Annotated in this window: 13 protein-coding genes and 1 tRNA gene; 3 read left to right on the top strand and 11 right to left on the bottom strand. The window is 60.7% G+C overall.

Features of this window, described 5'->3' with window-relative positions; translation table 11 throughout:
- The first annotated feature begins 69 nt into the window (after positions 1-69).
- From PhaeoP97_RS06945 to PhaeoP97_RS06935, 3 genes are all read left to right on the top strand, one after another.
- Positions 70-1,380, top strand: a complete 1,311-nt coding sequence (locus tag PhaeoP97_RS06945) for an HlyC/CorC family transporter (RefSeq protein WP_072504453.1) — start codon at positions 70-72, stop codon at positions 1,378-1,380.
- Positions 1,381-1,580: 200 nt separating this feature from the next.
- Entirely contained in the window at positions 1,581-3,998 is a 2,418-nt protein-coding gene (locus tag PhaeoP97_RS06940; RefSeq protein ID WP_072504452.1) for a GcvT family protein, read from the top strand.
- Positions 3,999-4,242: 244 nt separating this feature from the next.
- Entirely contained in the window at positions 4,243-4,869 is a 627-nt protein-coding gene (locus tag PhaeoP97_RS06935; RefSeq protein WP_072504451.1) for a nucleotidyltransferase family protein, read from the top strand.
- 42 nt (positions 4,870-4,911) lie between these two features.
- On the opposite strand, the gene PhaeoP97_RS06930 is transcribed toward PhaeoP97_RS06935, so the two are convergent.
- The 11 genes from PhaeoP97_RS06930 to PhaeoP97_RS06880 all read right to left on the bottom strand — a co-directional run bounded on the left by PhaeoP97_RS06930 (position 4,912) and on the right by PhaeoP97_RS06880 (position 17,385).
- Positions 4,912-5,499 (bottom strand): Hint domain-containing protein, encoded by a 588-nt coding sequence (locus tag PhaeoP97_RS06930; RefSeq protein ID WP_237028991.1) that lies wholly within the window; start codon positions 5,497-5,499, stop codon positions 4,912-4,914.
- Between the two features lie 521 nt (positions 5,500-6,020).
- Positions 6,021-7,457: a xylulokinase gene (gene xylB / locus PhaeoP97_RS06925; protein ID WP_072504449.1), complete on the bottom strand. Its 1,437-nt coding sequence runs from the start codon at positions 7,455-7,457 to the stop codon at positions 6,021-6,023.
- A 38-nt stretch (positions 7,458-7,495) separates the two neighbouring features.
- On the bottom strand, positions 7,496-8,800 hold the full coding sequence (xylA, locus tag PhaeoP97_RS06920; RefSeq protein WP_072504448.1) for a xylose isomerase: 1,305 nt from the start codon (positions 8,798-8,800) through the stop codon (positions 7,496-7,498).
- 2 nt (positions 8,801-8,802) lie between these two features.
- Entirely contained in the window at positions 8,803-9,864 is a 1,062-nt protein-coding gene (locus PhaeoP97_RS06915; RefSeq protein WP_072504447.1) for a LacI family DNA-binding transcriptional regulator, read from the bottom strand.
- 195 nt (positions 9,865-10,059) lie between these two features.
- A tRNA-Ser gene (locus PhaeoP97_RS06910) sits at positions 10,060-10,149 on the bottom strand.
- Between the two features lie 91 nt (positions 10,150-10,240).
- Positions 10,241-10,972 carry an alanyl-tRNA editing protein gene (locus tag PhaeoP97_RS06905; protein WP_072504446.1) on the bottom strand — a complete coding sequence of 244 codons (732 nt, stop codon included), beginning with the start codon at positions 10,970-10,972 and terminating at the stop codon, positions 10,241-10,243.
- Positions 10,969-13,443 carry a DUF3772 domain-containing protein gene (locus tag PhaeoP97_RS06900; RefSeq protein WP_420848998.1) on the bottom strand — a complete coding sequence of 825 codons (2,475 nt, stop codon included), beginning with the start codon at positions 13,441-13,443 and terminating at the stop codon, positions 10,969-10,971. Before PhaeoP97_RS06900 ends, PhaeoP97_RS06905 begins: the two co-directional genes overlap by 4 nt.
- 8 nt (positions 13,444-13,451) lie before the next feature.
- On the bottom strand, positions 13,452-14,486 hold the full coding sequence (locus PhaeoP97_RS06895) for a cysteine synthase A (RefSeq protein WP_072506350.1): 1,035 nt from the start codon (positions 14,484-14,486) through the stop codon (positions 13,452-13,454).
- Between the two features lie 90 nt (positions 14,487-14,576).
- Positions 14,577-15,695, bottom strand: a complete 1,119-nt coding sequence (locus PhaeoP97_RS06890; protein ID WP_072504444.1) for an NUDIX domain-containing protein — start codon at positions 15,693-15,695, stop codon at positions 14,577-14,579.
- 28 nt (positions 15,696-15,723) lie between these two features.
- Positions 15,724-16,164, bottom strand: coding sequence for a TrgA family protein (locus PhaeoP97_RS06885; protein WP_072504443.1), 441 nt, complete (start codon positions 16,162-16,164; stop codon positions 15,724-15,726).
- Positions 16,165-16,179: 15 nt separating this feature from the next.
- On the bottom strand, positions 16,180-17,385 hold the full coding sequence (locus PhaeoP97_RS06880) for an SAM-dependent methyltransferase (protein WP_072504442.1): 1,206 nt from the start codon (positions 17,383-17,385) through the stop codon (positions 16,180-16,182).
- Positions 17,386-17,439: the final 54 nt, after the last annotated feature.

Below are 17,439 nucleotides of genomic sequence, written 5' to 3'. Positions count from 1 at the left end.
CGCCCCCTTGCGACAGCGCGGCTGGCACCCCATAACCATGGTGATCTCACTACTCTTTTCGGGAATATGATGGACAGCACCTCGACCTTTGCCGACTCCACCTTTTGGACCACCGCCGGTGCAATTGTCTTCTTATTGGTTCTGTCAGGATTCTTCTCTGGCTCTGAAACCGCCTTGACGGCCTCCTCGAGGGGCAAGCTGCGTTCGCAGGCCGACAAGGGCTCCAACGGGGCCAAACGCGCGCTTGCGATCACCGAAGACAGCGAACGGCTGATCGGCTCAATCCTGCTGGGCAACAACCTGGTAAACATCCTCGCAACATCGCTGGCGACCGCGCTGTTCACCCGCGCATTGGGCGAAAGCGGTGTCGCGCTGGCGACCCTCGTCATGACCCTGCTGGTGCTGATCTTCGCCGAAGTCCTGCCCAAGACCTACGCCATTTCGAACCCTGAAAAAGCCGCCTCCGCCGTCGCCCCCCCAATTGGCATATTGGTCACGCTGCTGGCCCCCGTGGTTGGCGCGGTGCGGCTCTTCGTGCGCGGCGTACTTGGATTGTTCGGCGTGCGCATTGATCCTGACAGTCACATTATGGCGGTACGCGAAGAAATCGCCGGTGCCTTGCATCTTGGCCATTCCGAAGGCGTTGTAGAAAAGGAAGATCGCGACCGGATTCTCGGCGCGCTCGACCTCTCGGACCGCTTTGTCGAAGAAATCATGCTGCACCGCTCTAATATCGAGATGATCGACGCCAGCCTTGAACCGCAGAAGATCCTCGAACAATGCCTGACCTCGCCGCACACCCGCCTGCCGGTGTTCAAGGACGAACCGGAAAACATCATCGGCGTGTTGCATGCCAAGGATCTGCTGCGGGAAATGTACGCCCAGATCGGTGGCCCTGATGGCGATGCCGCCTCTTTGCGCAACTTTAACATCACCAGCGTGACCAAGCCGCCGTATTTCATCCCCGAAACCACGACGCTGGACGAACAGATGCGCCAGTTCCTGCGCGCCCGCACCCATTTTGCGCTCGTGGTTGATGAATATGGCACCCTTCAGGGGCTGATCACGCTCGAAGACATCCTTGAGGAAATCGTCGGCGAGATCACCGATGAATTCGACCCGGACGAAGACACCGTCATCAGCAAGACCAGCGACGGCAATTATCTGGTCGAAGGCTCCACCACGATCCGCGATCTCAACCGCGCAACCGATTGGAACCTGCCCGACGAAGAGGCCAATACCATCGCCGGGCTGGTCATCCACGAGGCACAGATGATCCCGATCGTGGGTCAGGTGTTCTCCTTCCACAATTTCCGCCTTGAGGTCACCGCCCGCGAAGGCAACCGGGTGACCGAGCTGAAAATCCGCCCGCTGAACTGACGCCTTAGCGCGCCCAATCCCCCGACATCAGGGCCGCAGCATCACATGTTGCGGCCTTGTCTTTTGCTGCTCGCACAAAGCGGCCCGGCACGGGGATCCGGCGATCTGCCCGTCATCAGCGACATGCTGTGTCGTATTTTTGCTGGACTACTGTTCACATATGTCCAGAATAAGCCACGCAACCTAACAGGGGATGGACAATGAAGACGACGACACGGGTGGCAGTTATTGGCGGCGGCGTTGTAGGCTGCTCGGTGCTCTATCATCTGACCAAGCTTGGCTGGTCCGATGTGATGCTCTTGGAACGCTCGGAACTCACCTCCGGCTCCACCTGGCACGCAGCCGGCGGCTTCCATACCCTCAATGGCGATACCAATATGGCCGCCCTTCAGGGCTATACCATCAAGTTATATAAAGAGCTGGAAGCGATCACCGGCATGTCCTGCGGCCTCCACCACGTTGGCGGCGTCACCCTGGCCGAAACTCAGGAACGCTTTGACATGTTGAAGGCAGAGCGCGCCAAACACCAGTTCATGGGGCTGGAAACCGAAATCGTCTCCCCCGAAGAAATCGCCAAAATCGCGCCCGTGACCAATATCGACGGCATTGTTGGCGGCCTCTATGATCCGCTCGACGGCCACCTCGACCCCTCCGGCACCACCCACGCCTACGCCAAGGCCGCGCGCATGGGCGGCGCCACGATTGAGACCCACTGCAAGGTGGTTGAAACCAACCAGCGCCCGGACGGCACCTGGGATGTGGTCACCGACAAGGGCACCATCCACGCCGAACACATCGTCAACGCCGGTGGTCTCTGGGCGCGCGAGGTCGGCGCCATGGCCGGGATCTACTTCCCACTGCACCCGATGGAACATCAGTATATCGTCACCGATGAAGTGCCGGAGATTGCCGGTATCATCGACGCAGGTGGCGAGCATCCGCATGTGATGGACCCCGCCGGTGAAAGCTATCTCAGACAAGAGGGCCGCGGCCTCTGCATCGGCTTTTACGAACAACCCTGCAAACCCTGGGCCGTCGATGGCACCCCATGGAATTTTGGCCATGAGCTGCTGCCCGATGATTTCGACAAAATCGAGGACAGCATCGCCTTTGCCTACAACCGCTTTCCCGCGCTGGAACGCGCAGGCGTCAAATCAGTAATCCACGGCCCCTTCACCTTTGCCCCGGATGGCAACCCGCTGGTCGGCCCGGTGCCCGGCATGCGCAACTACTGGTCCGCCTGCGCCGTCATGGCCGGCTTCTCCCAGGGCGGCGGCGTCGGGTTGATGCTGGCGCAATGGATGGTGGAGGGCGAATGCGAACGCGACACCTTTGCCATGGACACGGCCCGCTTTGGCGATTGGATCACACCGGGTTACACCCGGCCTAAGGTGATTGAAAACTACCAGAAACGTTTCTCCATCGCCTACCCGAACGAAGAACTGCCCGCCGCCCGCCCGTTCCGCACCACGCCGATGTACGATACTTTCGATGGCATGGGCGCGGTCTGGGGCGCGCAATACGGGCTTGAGGTTCCGAACTACTTCGCCGAAGGGGACGAGCCGCGCTACGAGACCCCGTCCTTCCGCCGCTCCAACGCCTTTGCGGCCACCGCGCGCGAGGTCAAAGCCGTGCGCGACGCCGTCGGCATCAACGAGGTACATAACTTCGGCAAATACCGCATTCGGGGCGCAGGTGCGCGCGCCTGGCTCGACCGCATCATGGCCGGCCGGGTGCCGCAACCGGGCCGCCTGTCGCTGACCCCGATGCTGTCCCCCAAAGGTCGCCTGATCGGGGATTTCACCATCTCCTGCCTGTCCGAGGACGAATTCCAGCTTACCGCCTCCTATGGCTTTCAGGCCTACCATATGCGCTGGTTCCTCCAGCACCTGGACGAGGGCATCAACCTTGAGAACATCTCCGACGCCTGCAACGGTTTTCAGATCGCAGGCCCCCGCGCGACGGAGGTTCTGCAAGCCTGCACCCGTCAGGATGTCTCCGACATGCGCTTTATGGATGTGCGCCGCATGACAGTTGGCATGGCCGACTGTATCGTGCAGCGGGTCAGCTACACCGGTGATCTGGGCTATGAGATCTACTGCGACCTGCCCAGCCAACGCGCCCTCTGGGACAGCCTTTGGTCCGCAGGCCAAACGCATGGCATGAAGCCTTTTGGCATGCGGGCGATGATGTCGTTGCGTCTGGATAAATTCTTCGGCTCCTGGCTCAGCGAATTCTCCCCGGACTACACCGCTGCGGAAACCGGCCTGGATCGCTTCATCTCTTTCAAGAAAGACGCCGATTTCATCGGTCGCGCCGCAGCGGAGGCCGAACGCGACGCAGGCCCCGCCCGCAAACTCTGCGCCTTTGAGGTGGCAGCAGAGGACGCCGATGTGGTCGCCTACGAACCCATCTGGCACGATGGCGCTGTGGTCGGCTTCTGTACGTCGGGCGGCTATTCCCATCACGCGCAGAAATCCATTGCCCTCGGGCTCATCCCCCGTGATCTGGCACAGGACGGTCTGGAGGTGGAGATCGAAATCCTTGGCAAACTGCGCGCTGCACGGCTGATCACCGAGCCGCTGTTTGACGCCGACGGCGCCCGCATGCGCGGCTAACCCCATAGGTGGGTCAGATGAACTGACCCACCTCCCCCCCTGTTGCGCGCCCGGCGCGCGCTAAACAACAGATATCGCGCAACAGATGGGGCATATATCGGCCCCAATGTTTCGCACGCGAAACATCCTGTCAGCATCTCTGACCTTTCACCGCCGCTTTTGCTGGACCCGCCCTCTCTTCTGACCCAAAATATCCCCACCGGAGGCATCCAACAGCCCCGCCGAGCGCCAGGGGGCGATACTGATGATCAACATCGCCATTCTCATTCTTGCCGCCGGGGCTGCCCGTCGTATGCGCGGACGTGACAAACTGCTGGAACACATTGATGCCAGTCCCCTGCTCAGCCGGATCTGTGCGGCAGCACTGGCCACGGGCCATGACACCTATGTCACCCTGCCTGCCGCGTCCCATCCCCGCGCCACACTGATCCTGAACAACATGCGCTCCGCAACCGCGGTCTATGTCCCCGATGCCGCCGAAGGCATGGGGGCCTCTATCCGCACCGGGGTCGCCGCTGTAGGACCGGATTATGATGGCGTGATGATTCTGCCCGCCGACATGCCAGAGCTGACCCAAGAGGATCTGCGGCAGGTGATCTCCGGTTTTGCCGCAGCGCCGGACATGATCCTGCGCGCCACGGCGGCCGATGGCCGTTTCGGGCATCCGGTGATTTTCCCGCGCCGCCATTTCACCGCCCTGGCTCAATTACAGGGCGATAAAGGCGCGCGCGCCCTTGTCAAATCAGCGATCCAGAACAGCGAAAAAATCGCCACTGTAGCCCTGCCAGACCAACACGCGCTCACCGATCTGGACACGCCAGAGGCTTGGGCAAATTGGCGCGCGCAACGCCACGCCCCAACCGGATCCTGAACGGCTGCTCCCCTGCCCAAGGGGGTAGGCCTCGGGATTAGGTCAGTGAATGAACCACTGCGCCTCTGTTTTGCGACCTACGCGTTTTAGCTGTGCAAGAGCGGGCAGCGGGGCCTGGGCGGCCAGTTCTGGAAACAGTGTCAAAACCTCATCCCGCTGCCCACGGTCCGTGCCACGTTGGGATTGATCTGCGGGCTGGAAACATTCAATCCAGGCCCCACCCGACGACACCACCTCATGCGCGTCACAGGTAAAATGAACATAGTCGATACAGGTGGTCTCAACGGCATCGACCCCTGACAGACCGGTCAGATGTTTTGCTGCCACCAGGATTTCGCGGTCTTCAAAATAAAACCCTGTTTTGTCATTGCAGATCAGCACGCGGTGGTTGGGGCTGACCAGCAGATCCCGTTCCGGCATCCCATTGCCAAGTGCGCCTTCTGCGATCAGCACGGGCTGAAGATGCGCTACCGCCTGCAAGGCAGCGCGATCCAGCTGCCGCTGCCCGATCCAGCGAATGGGTTGCAGGCCATTGTCACGGGTCACCACGCGGTCCCCCACACTCAGATCTTCAACGGCGCAGGCACCATAGGGTGTGGCGATTGTGGTCCCGGAGGCAAAACAGGGCACGTCGAAATCTCCGTCGATAAAGCGGCACCCACCCGGTCGCAGAGAAACTGCAACCGGCCAATCGCCTGCTTTCAGTGTTATTTAAGTGGGCCGCACCACAAGCGCAGCAATGAAGAGAGCGCCGGTAATTCTCCGGCAGCGTGTCTTCACCATACGCATGGAGATCTGCCCAAAAAAGAACAAAATCTTAATTACGTCATATCGACCCCCGCTGTTCCTGGACAGCGCAGCCGCAGAAGCGTGGGCAGCGCGCTTTGATTGTTTCCGGTTTCGACCAAGGCAGCGGGTGCCAGTGCAGGACACGGCCCAATCGCGCAGGGTTTGTTCTCAAATCTCGAACAATCAACGCTTGCGCGATGTCGCGACACAGGCGCGCACCCCTGAGATGTTCAGGGCCCGCCGAGGACGGGTTGTCCTATGGCACGCAACAATATGGATAATTCAAAGCAACTTGTCGTGAGATCGCTGGGTAAATTCGATTCGGTCCACACCAGAATTCTCTGGCTGACCAACAGATGTCGCTAGGTCAACGCAGACACCCGCGCACGAAACGCCGCATAGCCCGCGTCGAACCCATCGCGCAGATTGGAATCCGGCATCACCGTCGCTGCGATATCCGGCGCGGTCAGGATCTCTGCCGGGGCCGCACCCGTCACCGCAATCTGCGCCAGTCGTGCCGCACCTAAAGCGGCGCCAAACTCACCACCTTTGGGCAGCTGCAACGGTAGATCCAATATAGTGGCGAGCAGCTTGACCCAATAGCCGGACTTGCTGCCCCCGCCGATAACCAGACAGCTGCTAAGCTCGGCCCCGGTGGCGCGCAAGGCCTCCAGACAGTCCCGCAACCCGTATGAAACCCCCTCCATGACCGCTATGGCCAAATCCTCAGACGTGGTTGAGATCGACAGCCCCTGAAACCCACCACGCAGGCTGGCTGAGTTATGCGGTGTCCGCTCTCCCGAAAGATAGGGCATGAATGTCACCGGCCCCGGTGGCCGCAGCTGATCGCCAAGACATGCCGTCAGATCCGCGGGACTGCGCCCGGTGATGCGGCCCAGCCAGTTCATGCAGTCGGTCGCCGATAGCATGACGCCCATCTGATACCAGCGATCCGGGATCGCGTGACAAAAGGTATGCACAGCTGTCTGCGCATCAGGGTGGAACCCATCCCGCGCCGTCAGCACCACGCCCGATGTGCCAAGTGACACAAACCCCTGCCCCGCAGCCATCACGCCAGTGCCACAGGCCGCAGCGGCATTGTCACCTGCGCCCCCCGCAATTGTGACAGGCCCGGTCAGCCCCCAGTGGCGGGCCAAATCACTGCGCAACTGACCTGCTGGCGCACAGCCCTCGACCAGATCCGGCATTTGATCGCGCCGCATCTGCCCAGCCTTCAGCAACTGCTCTGACCAGTCCCGCGCGCCGACATCCAGCCAGGAGGTGCCCGCGCTATCGGACATATCCGCCACATGGCGCCCGGTCAGATGCAGGTTGAGGTAAGCCGCAGGCAAAAGAACTTTGGCCACATCGGCAAAGATCTCCGGCTCGTGGCGCTGCACCCACAAAAGTTTCGGCGCGGTGAAACCGGGGAAGACGATATTACCACTCAGATCACGGACCTGCGCTGTCGCGTCCAGTTCTGCGGCCTCGGTCGCCGAACGGGTGTCGTTCCACAGGATGCAGGGCCGCAGCACCTGATCGGAACCATCCAGCAAAACCGCGCCATGCATATGACCGGCAACCGCAATGCCACAAATGTCTCCGTAGCCGGGGGTATCCCGCAGCTGGTCCATCGCCTGATCCAGCGCGGTGATCCAGTCACCCGGATCCTGTTCCGACCAGCCGGGGTGAGGGGTCTGCACGTTATACTGCGCCTCTGCCGAGGCGACGGGCCTGCCCGCTGCATCGGTCATCAGCGCGCGCAGCCCCGATGTGCCAAGATCAATGCCAAGATACATATTTGTCCCTCTCCCGATTGCGCCGTGGTCCTGTCGCCTCAGACAAAGCGGTTGACCAGCGTCTCCAGCTGTTCCTGACGGCCGGAAACCGGCTGCGGGTTGAGCGCCTTGGCCTCAGCCTGATCGGCGATGGCGTCAAGGGTGGCCCCCTCGGCCAGATAGGCCTGCGCCTCGGCACGGGTCCAACCGGCATAACGATCCCGACGCTTGGCCTCCAGGCTGTCGCTCTCCAACATGGCGGCGGCGGCACGCAGGCCACGTGCGCAGACATCCATCGCGCCCACATGGGCGGCAATCAGATCCTCGGCATCCAGTGACTGACGCCGCAGTTTGGCGTCGAAATTGGTGCCACCCGTCTTCAGCCCGCCGCCGCGCAGGATTTCGTAGTAGGCCAGCGCCACCTCCGGCACATTGTTGGGAAACTGATCGGTGTCCCAACCGGACTGATAGTCATTGCGGTTCATGTCGATGGAGCCGAAGATCCCCAGCGCGTTGGCCATGGCGATCTCATGTTCAAAGCTGTGACCAGCCAGGATCGCATGGCCCTGTTCAATGTTCACCTTCACCTCATCCTCAAGACCAAAGCGTTTGAGGAAGCCATAAACCGTGGCCACGTCGTAGTCATATTGGTGTTTGGTCGGCTCCTGCGGCTTCGGTTCGATCAGGATCGCCCCTTTGAAGCCGATTTTATGTTTGTAATCGACCACCATCGACAGGAAGCGGCCCATCTGCTCCAGCTCCCGCGACAGATCGGTGTTGAGCAGGGTTTCATAGCCCTCACGCCCGCCCCAGAGGACATAGTTCTCGCCATTCAGACGATGGGTCAAATCCATGCAGGCGCGCACGGTGGAGGCGCAATAGGCAAAGACATCCGGGTCGGGGTTGGTGCTGGCGCCGGACATATAGCGGCGATTGGAGAACATATTGGCCGTGCCCCATAAAAGTTTCGGGCCACCATCAGCCATCTTCTGTTCCAGCACGTCGCCCATGGTGCTGAGGCGTTTGTGGCTTTCGGCGAGGCTGTCGCCCTCTGGCCGGATATCGTGATCGTGGAAACAGTAATACGGCACGCCAAGGATGCGGAACATGTCAAAGGCGGCATCGGCCTTCATACGTGCCAGATCCATGGTGTCGGCGGGGAACCACGGGCGCTGAAACGTCTGGCCGCCAAAGGGGTCGTTCCCCTCCCACACGAAGTTGTGCCAGTAGCAAACGGCAAAGCGCAGGTGGTCCTCCATCCGTTTGCCCATGATCATTTCATCGGGGTTGTAGTGGCGATAGGCCAGCCCGTCGCCATCTGGATTGTAGGTGATTGCCGCGATGTCGTCGAAATAGCCAGCCATGGTCAGGCCCCCTCTTCTGGCCCGACCGCAGACTGCGGGGGCATGTTGTGTTTGAAATGAACCGCCGGGGTGATTTGCCCCGCCACTGGATCAACCGACTGCCCGTCACTGAGGGCGACAAGCGCGGCAAGGGCGGCGGTGATTTCCTGCGCCGGTTTCTGATCAATAACCGCATCAATGAGCCCCTGCGCCACTGCATCGCGAGTGGCCGGGCAAAGTTCGTGGCTGATCACCACCGGCCTGTCGTCCTGCTGTATCGTCGCAAGCGCCGAAATCAGGCCCGGAATACCCGCCCCCAGATTGTAAATGCCGGTAATATCGGGGTTGGCACGCAGCGCGCGGCCCAAAGCCTGTTCGAGGATCTCCGGATCATCGCCGGTTTCCAGCGGCGGCAGGGTGCGTAGATCTGCGGCCACCACATCACAAAAGCCCGCATAGCGGTCGGCATGGTCACGGGCGCTAAGGCTGCCGGTGATGGGCAGGACCTGACCCCGAAAGGCTGCGCCACCGCGATGGGCCAGCCGCATCAGATCACCAGCGGTGCGCCCGGCGCTACGGTTATCAATGCCAACATAGGTATCGCGGGCCTGCGCGGCACTGTCCGCAACCAGTGTCACCACGGCAACGCCCTGCGCCCGCAGCCGGGTCAGCGCCGCTTCAACGCCCGGATCCTCAACCGCGACGAGGCAGACACCGTCGTAACCCTCTGCGGCGCAGCCTTCTATCGCGCGGGTCAGCGCGGCAGCGTCGAAGGGCGGCACATGGGTGATGGTGATCTGTTGGCGGGCCTGAGAGCGGGCGGCCACCTCCTGTTCCAGATCGTCGTGCAGCGCGGCAAAGAACCCCTCCCGCGCCGCAGGCAGCAACACCGCAAAGCGGTACTGGCGGCGGCGCGACAGATTGGCGGCGGTGATGTCACGCTGGTAGCCCAGATCAGCAATCGCCGCGCGCACCCGGTCCTGAGATTTCTTCGCCACGCCGCCCCGCTTGTTCAGCACCCGGTCCGCCGTGGCGTAGCTGACCCCCGCCGCAGCCGCGACATCATGTAATGTGGGTTTTCCCATCCTTGCGGCCCCTCTGCGTTCGCGAGTTTTGATAGACGTATATCATTATTTGATAGACGTCTATCATTTTGTCGTTCGGGCACCGATCACCACGATTTGACAAGTTGCAGACAAGATCACAGAGGAAGGGCAGTAACGCAAAAAGCCACCACTTGCAGTGGCGGCTGTCATAAAATCATCTTGGTCTAGATGTTATGGCGGAGAGACAGGGATTCGAACCCTGGAGACGGTCTCCCGCCTACACACTTTCCAGGCGTGCGCCTTCGACCACTCGGCCACCTCTCCGTTGGGCGGACTTTTGACGGATCGTGAAAACAATTGCAAGAGCGAAAACAGGAAAAAATCACTCTTGCAGAAACTAATTTTCGGCCCGCCTTCAGCCGTCCAGATGCAGATAGACGCGGCGGTTCTGTTTTCCTTTTTTTTCAACCTTTCCAAGGCGGATAGCGCCAATCTCGGCGGTGCTGCGCACATGGGTGCCGCCGCAGGGTTGCAGGTCAATCTGCTCCTCTGCGCTGCCGATCCGCACCAGGCGGATACGGCCATTGCCGCGGGGTGGTGCCACCGACATGGTTTTCACCAATTCGGGGTTTGCATCCAATTCATCCTCGGTGATCCAACGTTCGCTGACCTCCAGATCACGCGCGATCAGGGCGTTAAGCGCATCCTCCAGCGCCTGCTTGTCCTCAGGCGCCTCCGGCATGTTGAAATCAAGTCGCCCCTTTTCGGAGCCGATGGAGCCGCCGGAGACCGGCAGCGGGATCACCACCGACAGAAGATGCAGCGCAGTGTGGACGCGCATATGGCCAAAGCGGCGCTCCCAGTCGAGGGTCTGCACCACCTCTTGTCCGACGGCTGGCAGGGGCTGGCTGTCGGCGGGGATCAGAACAATCCGGCTCGCCTCCCCCTTCACCGTGTTGGTGATGGGCAGATGGTGATCCCCTGCCCCATCGGACCAGCTGAGGCTGCCGATATCACCCGGTTGCCCGCCGCCAGTTGCGTAGAAGACGGACTGGTTCAGAACCAGCCCGCCGTCGCTTGTGTGTTCGGTGATCTGTGCCGGGGCCTGTTGGGCGTAGGCGTTCGTCAGGAACAATTGATCCGTCATCTGTCGGCGTCTCCGTCTTCAGTTCCATTCCCATCATCCCCACTGGAGAGATCGTCCAGATCCGGGGTATCAGGGCGTTGTTTCCGGGCTGGATCAGGCGCTGCGGGGGCTGACGGCCTGGCGGTATCAGCGGTTTCGCTTGCTGCATCGTTGATACCACTCGCCAATGCTTCGGGGTTGCGGATCCAGATATCGCGCTGGGCGAAGGGGATCTCGATGCCTGCCTCGTCGAACCGGCGCGCGATATCGTAGTTCATGTCGGATTTCACCGACAGCACCCAATTCACATCCCGCAGGATGGCGCGGATCTCAAAGTCCAGACTGTCGGCACCGAAACCCTGAAACACCACCGATGGCGGCGGGTTCATCAGCACCATGGGATGGGCCTTTGCGACCTCCGTCAGGATGGCCTCTACCTTGCGTGGATCGGTGCCATAGCCAACGCCAACGGGGACAATTACCCGCCCAACGGTATTGCCACGGGTGTAGTTGGTGACAGTGCCGGTGATCAGGTCCGAATTCGGCACGATCACATCGGTGCGATCAAAGGTCTCGATCCGGGTCGAGCGCACAGAGATGTCGCGCACATAGCCCATCAGGCCGCCAACCTCGATCCAGTCGCCCTTGGACACCGGGCGTTCGACCAGCAGAATGATGCCAGAGACAAAGTTCGACACGATGGTTTGCAGGCCGAAACCGATGCCCACAGACAGCGCACCGGCGACAATAGCAAGCGAGGACAGATCAAGGCCAGCCATGGAAATGGCCACCAGAGCCGCAAGGAAGATCCCGACATAGCCCATGCCCGAGGCAATGGCGTTCTGCCCGCCGACATCAATGCGGGTCTTGGGCAGAAGTGTGTTGCGCAGGCTGCCCTGCACCAGCCGGGTAAGCCCATAGCCAATGGCAAAGACCGCCACAAAGGTGATGAAGGCCGTGGGCGAAATACGGGTGTCCCCAACCTGGAACCCTTCGAGGAAATTCGACCACAGCTCAGTCAGGTCAGCTACCCGCGCGCCCCAGATCAGCGCCAAAAGCGGCAGCGCCAGAAGGGCAAGTGCAAAGCCGATCAGTGCGGTAAACAGCGAGTCGCGTGCGGCAGCGCCTTTGCGCGACACAAACCCATAGAGATCCGCCAGAAAGCTTTGCAGCACAAAAAGCCCTGCCAGCATCGCCAGCGTCACCATGGAGGGGTACATCACCGCCTCGGCCGCATTGAGGTAGCCGAGCGCCGCCAGCACCGGTCCGGCAAAGCCCAGCAAATAGATGACGCGGCGCACCACGGCGATCACCCGGTTCGCACCGGCGGCAATTGCGCCCTCCTCGCCGTCTTCGTCGGTCTGTGCCTGCCGCTGCTTGGCGCCGATACGGTGCAGTCGCAGCAGGATCAGAGCGGCGCAGGTGATCAGCGGAAAGGCGTAAACCGCAGAGCTTTTGTCGGGGATATTCTGAATCTGCTCAATCGTGGCAAACAAATCCTGAGCCACCAGGATCACCGCCATCATGTCGATCAGAAAGCGGGTTTCGGCGTGATTGCCTTCTTGCACCGGCAGCAGGTCGTTTTCGATCTGATTGGCGTAGAGCTGCTCTCCCAACCAGTGGAACGACAGCATGATAAAGGCCCAGGCCGGCACCGAACCCAAGAGGATGCTGCCACGCACCCCCAAAATGCCGGAGACATCAACCGCAGCACATAAGAAGATCACGCCAATCAGCGGCAGCAGTACCTGCAGGAGTGACACGACAAACGTCCAGACCCCTGATCCACGCGCGCCATAACGGCGCAGATAGTCGCCCGCACGGTGCGCCCAGTGGCGGCCGCGCAGGATCAACAGCAGGCCGATCAACAGCAGGCCAAGGATGCCAACCAGATCACCGCTGATGCGTTCACTGGTGGTGTCATTGCGCAGCTGCGACAGGGTTTCGTTGCCCACTGCGCGACTGGCGTGGACCAGATCCCGCAGCGCACCGGGCCAATGTTCGGGATTGAGCGGCGAGGTGCCACGTTCAAACAGGCGTTTGGTCAGCCGCTCGCGGACGATCTTGTCGATCTCATTGATCAGACCATCGGCACGGCTGTAGGCTTCCTCCGCGACGATACGCGGAACCTTGAGCTGATTGAGCTGCTGGGTCAGTGCTGCGCGCAGCTGGGCGATGTCTTCAGGCTCTTCCTCGCCCTCGCCGGGGGCGGCGCCAAGCGCGTCAACCTGACCCTGAAGGGTTTGAATACGCTCGCCATTTTCGCCACGCTTGGTCTGAAAGGTTTGCCGAAAGGCCGTGAGCTCACTGCGCAGCTGTTCCAGCGCAATATTTGAGGCGCGGCTGGCATCAATGACATTCTCAGCCCTGTTGGCAGTGCGCAGCCAGTCTTCGTAATAGGCCTTTGAGCGCGCATCGAGCTGCGCCATGGCTGGTATGGCCAGGCTGATCAAAAGAACCAGCCCGGCCAGACATTTCACAACAACACGCATGGCAGAGGTCATACGTCCTCAAACACGCCAGGGATAGAGGCCGGGGTATGGGTCATCCAATCCGGCACCGGCAGATCCTTTTCACGCAGGAAGTCGGGATTGAACAGCTTCGACTGGTAGCGCGTGCCATAATCACAGAGCACGGTGACGATGGTTTTTCCCGGCCCCATGTCTTTGGCCATGCGCACGGCACCGGCGATATTGATCGCCGAAGAGCCGCCAAGAACCAGGCCTTCTTCGTGCAGGAGATCAAAGACATAGGGCAGCGCGTCCCGGTCCTCAATCTGGTAGCAGAAATCGGGTTTGAAACCTTCGAGATTCTTGGTGATGCGGACCTGACCGATGCCTTCCGCAATGGAGCCACCTTCGGTCGCGATCTCACCGGTCGTGTAATAGGAGAACAGCCCAGCCCCCATCGGGTCTGCGAGACCGATCTTCACGCCCTTGGGCTGGAGCACATCCGCCACACCGGCCAACGTGCCGCCGGAGCCGACGGCGCAGACAAAGCCATCAACCTTGCCCTCGGTCTGTTCCCAGATCTCCGGTGCGGTTGTTTCCACATGGGCCTGACGGTTGGCGACATTGTCGAACTGATTGGCCCAGATTGCGCCATTGGGTTCGGTCTTGGCCAGTTCCTTGGCCAGACGCTCCGAATAGCGGACAAAGTTGTTGGGGTTACGATACGGCGCTGCGGGCACCTGCACCAGTTGGGCACCGGCCAGCCGCAACATGTCCTTTTTCTCTTCGGACTGGGTCTCGGGGATGACGATCACCGTCTTGAACCCCATCGAGGCCCCAACCAGCGCCAGGCCGATACCGGTGTTCCCGGCGGTGCCCTCAACGATGGTGCCGCCCGGTTTCAGATCCCCGCGCGCGATGGCGTCCTTGATGATATAAAGTGCCGCGCGGTCCTTGACCGACTGGCCGGGGTTCATGAATTCGGCCTTCCCCAGAATCTCACATCCGGTTTCATCGCTGACGCGGTTCAGGCGGATCAGAGGCGTGTGGCCGATCGCGTCGGCCAAGTCATGTGCAATGCGCATGGTATCCCTTTCGATCATTCCCGTTGAGATGTAGCCAAGGGTTTGGACAACCACAAGCCGAGATGCATGTGCACTGTCCTGTTGTCGCCGCTAGCCCTGCCGCAACCGCTCACGATGACGTGACAGCCACAGCGCCGAGGTGACCAGCGGCATGTCCTGATAAGTCTGATCATCAATGCCTTGCATCAGCACATCATAGGGGATGATCTGGCTGCGGATATCCTCGTTTTCGCTCTCCAGCCCGCCGCCGCCTGCGATGTTCTCAAAGTCGCAAACGCCTACAAATATGTGCAAAAACTCGCCCGACGCGCCGCTGGAGGGATAGACCTGTGCCACGGTTTCCAACTTGTCGATGGTCAGCCCGGCTTCCTCCATCGCCTCGCGGTGGGCGGCCTGTTCCGGGGTTTCGCCGGGATCAATCAAGCCCGCGACCGGTTCCCACATCCACGGACGCTGATTGCCTGCAATGTAAGTCGCGGCGCGGAATTGTTCGATCAACAACACGGCGTCGCGGCGGGGATCATAGGGCAGGACAACAGCCGCCTGCCCGACCAGCGCCACGCCGCGGTTCACCACCGGGCTGAGGCTGCCGTCGTAGCGGCGAAACTGAAGATCCATCTCCTCCATCGCGAAGAAGTTAAGGTAGGCGCGTTTATGTTCATGCACCACCACATCGCGGGCAAGATCATGATTCGGATCCCCCGGACGGTTCTGCGCCGCCAACCACGCCGCGGCACGGATACGGATGGGGCGGAAACGCTCGGCCACCTCAGCGGCGGTCAGACGACCCCGATAGGCCATGACCTCCTCTGCGGCGCGCAAGGACAACGCGCCCCAGTCAGCCTGCCATGCCGCCAGATCCCAAGGATCCCCCGTCTGCCAGAGGCCGGGGTACGGAAAATAGACATCGGCCGGGGCGCTGCCACCTGCGCCCAGCTCCACCGTGACGCGGCGCAGCGCATAGTCGAACCCACTTTCGTAAAAGTTCAGGGCGTCGATATCGTCCTGTGTGAGGCCACGTAGCAAGAGCCCCGGTGCGCCGTGACCGGCGCGGGCCTCGATTGCGGGAAAAGGCTGATCCACCACCGAAAAGGCTCCGTGATCCGGCAAATGGGCGGGGAGCATATCCAGCGCGCTACTGGGCCGCCCCAACACCAGTTCGAGCAGCGGCACATGGCGCAGGCTGCCGTAAACAAAGAGATCAACCACAGTCGTTATCCTATTGGCATTATGTCATTTAGCGCCAGCGAGCCGCAGCATTCTCGGTCACGAGACCGGCCAAGATGCCGCCGATGACCAGCGCCAGCAACACATGTGGCACCGCCATAACAAAAAAGAAATCCAATCCGATCACAAAAATTGCCGAGAGCGCCTCGAACGGATCATCGTATCGGTTGCGCATGGCAAGGCGAAACATCTCCCATGCGCCTTGCAAGAACAGTCCCCACAGTACCAGAAGCCCAACGCCGGTGAGGCCGTTGTTGATGGCGTTGACCACCCCCAGCCCAACATGACGGCCAACCCAGACCCAGCCAATCACCGCGCCAAGACCAGCATTTACATAGACAAAATAGCCAAAAGCGGTGCCTTCAGGCATCAACGGCATGATCAGGAATGAAACCACGATCCCGACAAGGGCCATGCTGAGGGCGGCAATCAATCGGGCAGCTGTGGGCATGATCTGTGCTTTCGGTCAGCGATGGGCAAGCGTGATCTGGGTCACGTCGCAGGTCTCTGCCTTGAAGGCGGCAGCGCAGGAGGTGAGGTAGAAATTCCACATTTTCCTGAAGCGATCATCAAATCCCATGGCGGCTATCTCATCCCAGCGGTTGTTGAATGTGGCGTGCCAGCGCCGCAACGTCTGATCATAGCTATCACCGAATTCGAGCGATTTCATGACCTGAAGCCCAGCATTTTCCACCTGGGTCCGCAATATCGTGGGCGCGGGCAACATGCCGCCGGGAAAGATGTGCTTCTGAATGAAATCGACGCCGCGTTTGTAGACGGTCCAGCGCCGGTCCGCGACGGTGATGATTTGCAGGGTCGCCTGCCCGCCTGGGCGCAACCGGTCGCGGATCATGTTGAAATAGGCCGGCCAGTATTTTTCGCCCACCGCCTCAAACATCTCGATGGAGGCGATCCCGTCAAAGGTGCCCTCGCAGTCACGGTAGTCCTGCATCCTGAGTTCCACCTGATCGGAAAGCCCTGCCTTTTCAATACGCTCTCGGGCGTATTTCAACTGTTCTTCGCTGATGGTCAGGCCGGTCACCCGCAGGCCGCGTTCGCGCGCGGCATATTCGGCAAAGCCGCCCCAGCCGCAGCCGACCTCCAGCACATGATCGCCGGGTTTTACCCCCATCTGATCCACCATAGAGGCATATTTGGCGGTCTGAGCAGCCTCCAGACTTTCCTGTCCGGTTTTGAACAGCGCACTGGAATAGGTCATCGTATCGTCCAGCCACAGCCCGTAAAAAGCGTTGCCGAGGTCATAGTGGTAGGAGATATTTGCCTTGGCCTGGGCGCGGTGATTGCGTTGCAGCCAGAAACGGAATTGTTCATAGGCCCGGATCAACCCGCGCCCCGGAAACCCGTCGTAAACGGTGTCAGATCCAAGATGTATAAGATCCATAAAGGCCTGTAGGTCCGAGGTGCTCCACCAGCCATCAAGATAGGCGTCGGAAAACCCCAGATCCCCCTCGCGGATCAGCCGGGCAAAGCAATCGAGATTGTGGATATGTAGATCAGCGGCTGGTCCGGGCCGTTGGCCACTGACGCGAAACACCCGCCCGTCCGGCAGGTGGATGTCCAGCTGACCCACCTCCAGCGCGTGCAGCTGGTCAAAAATCGCTGCGAAGTAGCGCGGCAGATTGGCCTGTCCGTCGGTCGTTGTGAGCGCCATTCTGTCCTCCCCAAGACGTGCCCGCCCAAAAGGCTAGGCCAAATCAGGCGCTTC

Source organism: Phaeobacter porticola (assembly GCF_001888185.1).
Classification (GTDB): domain Bacteria; phylum Pseudomonadota; class Alphaproteobacteria; order Rhodobacterales; family Rhodobacteraceae; genus Phaeobacter; species Phaeobacter porticola.
Note: the sequence above shows the minus strand (reverse complement) of the source record. Positions and strands in the feature narration are given on the sequence as shown.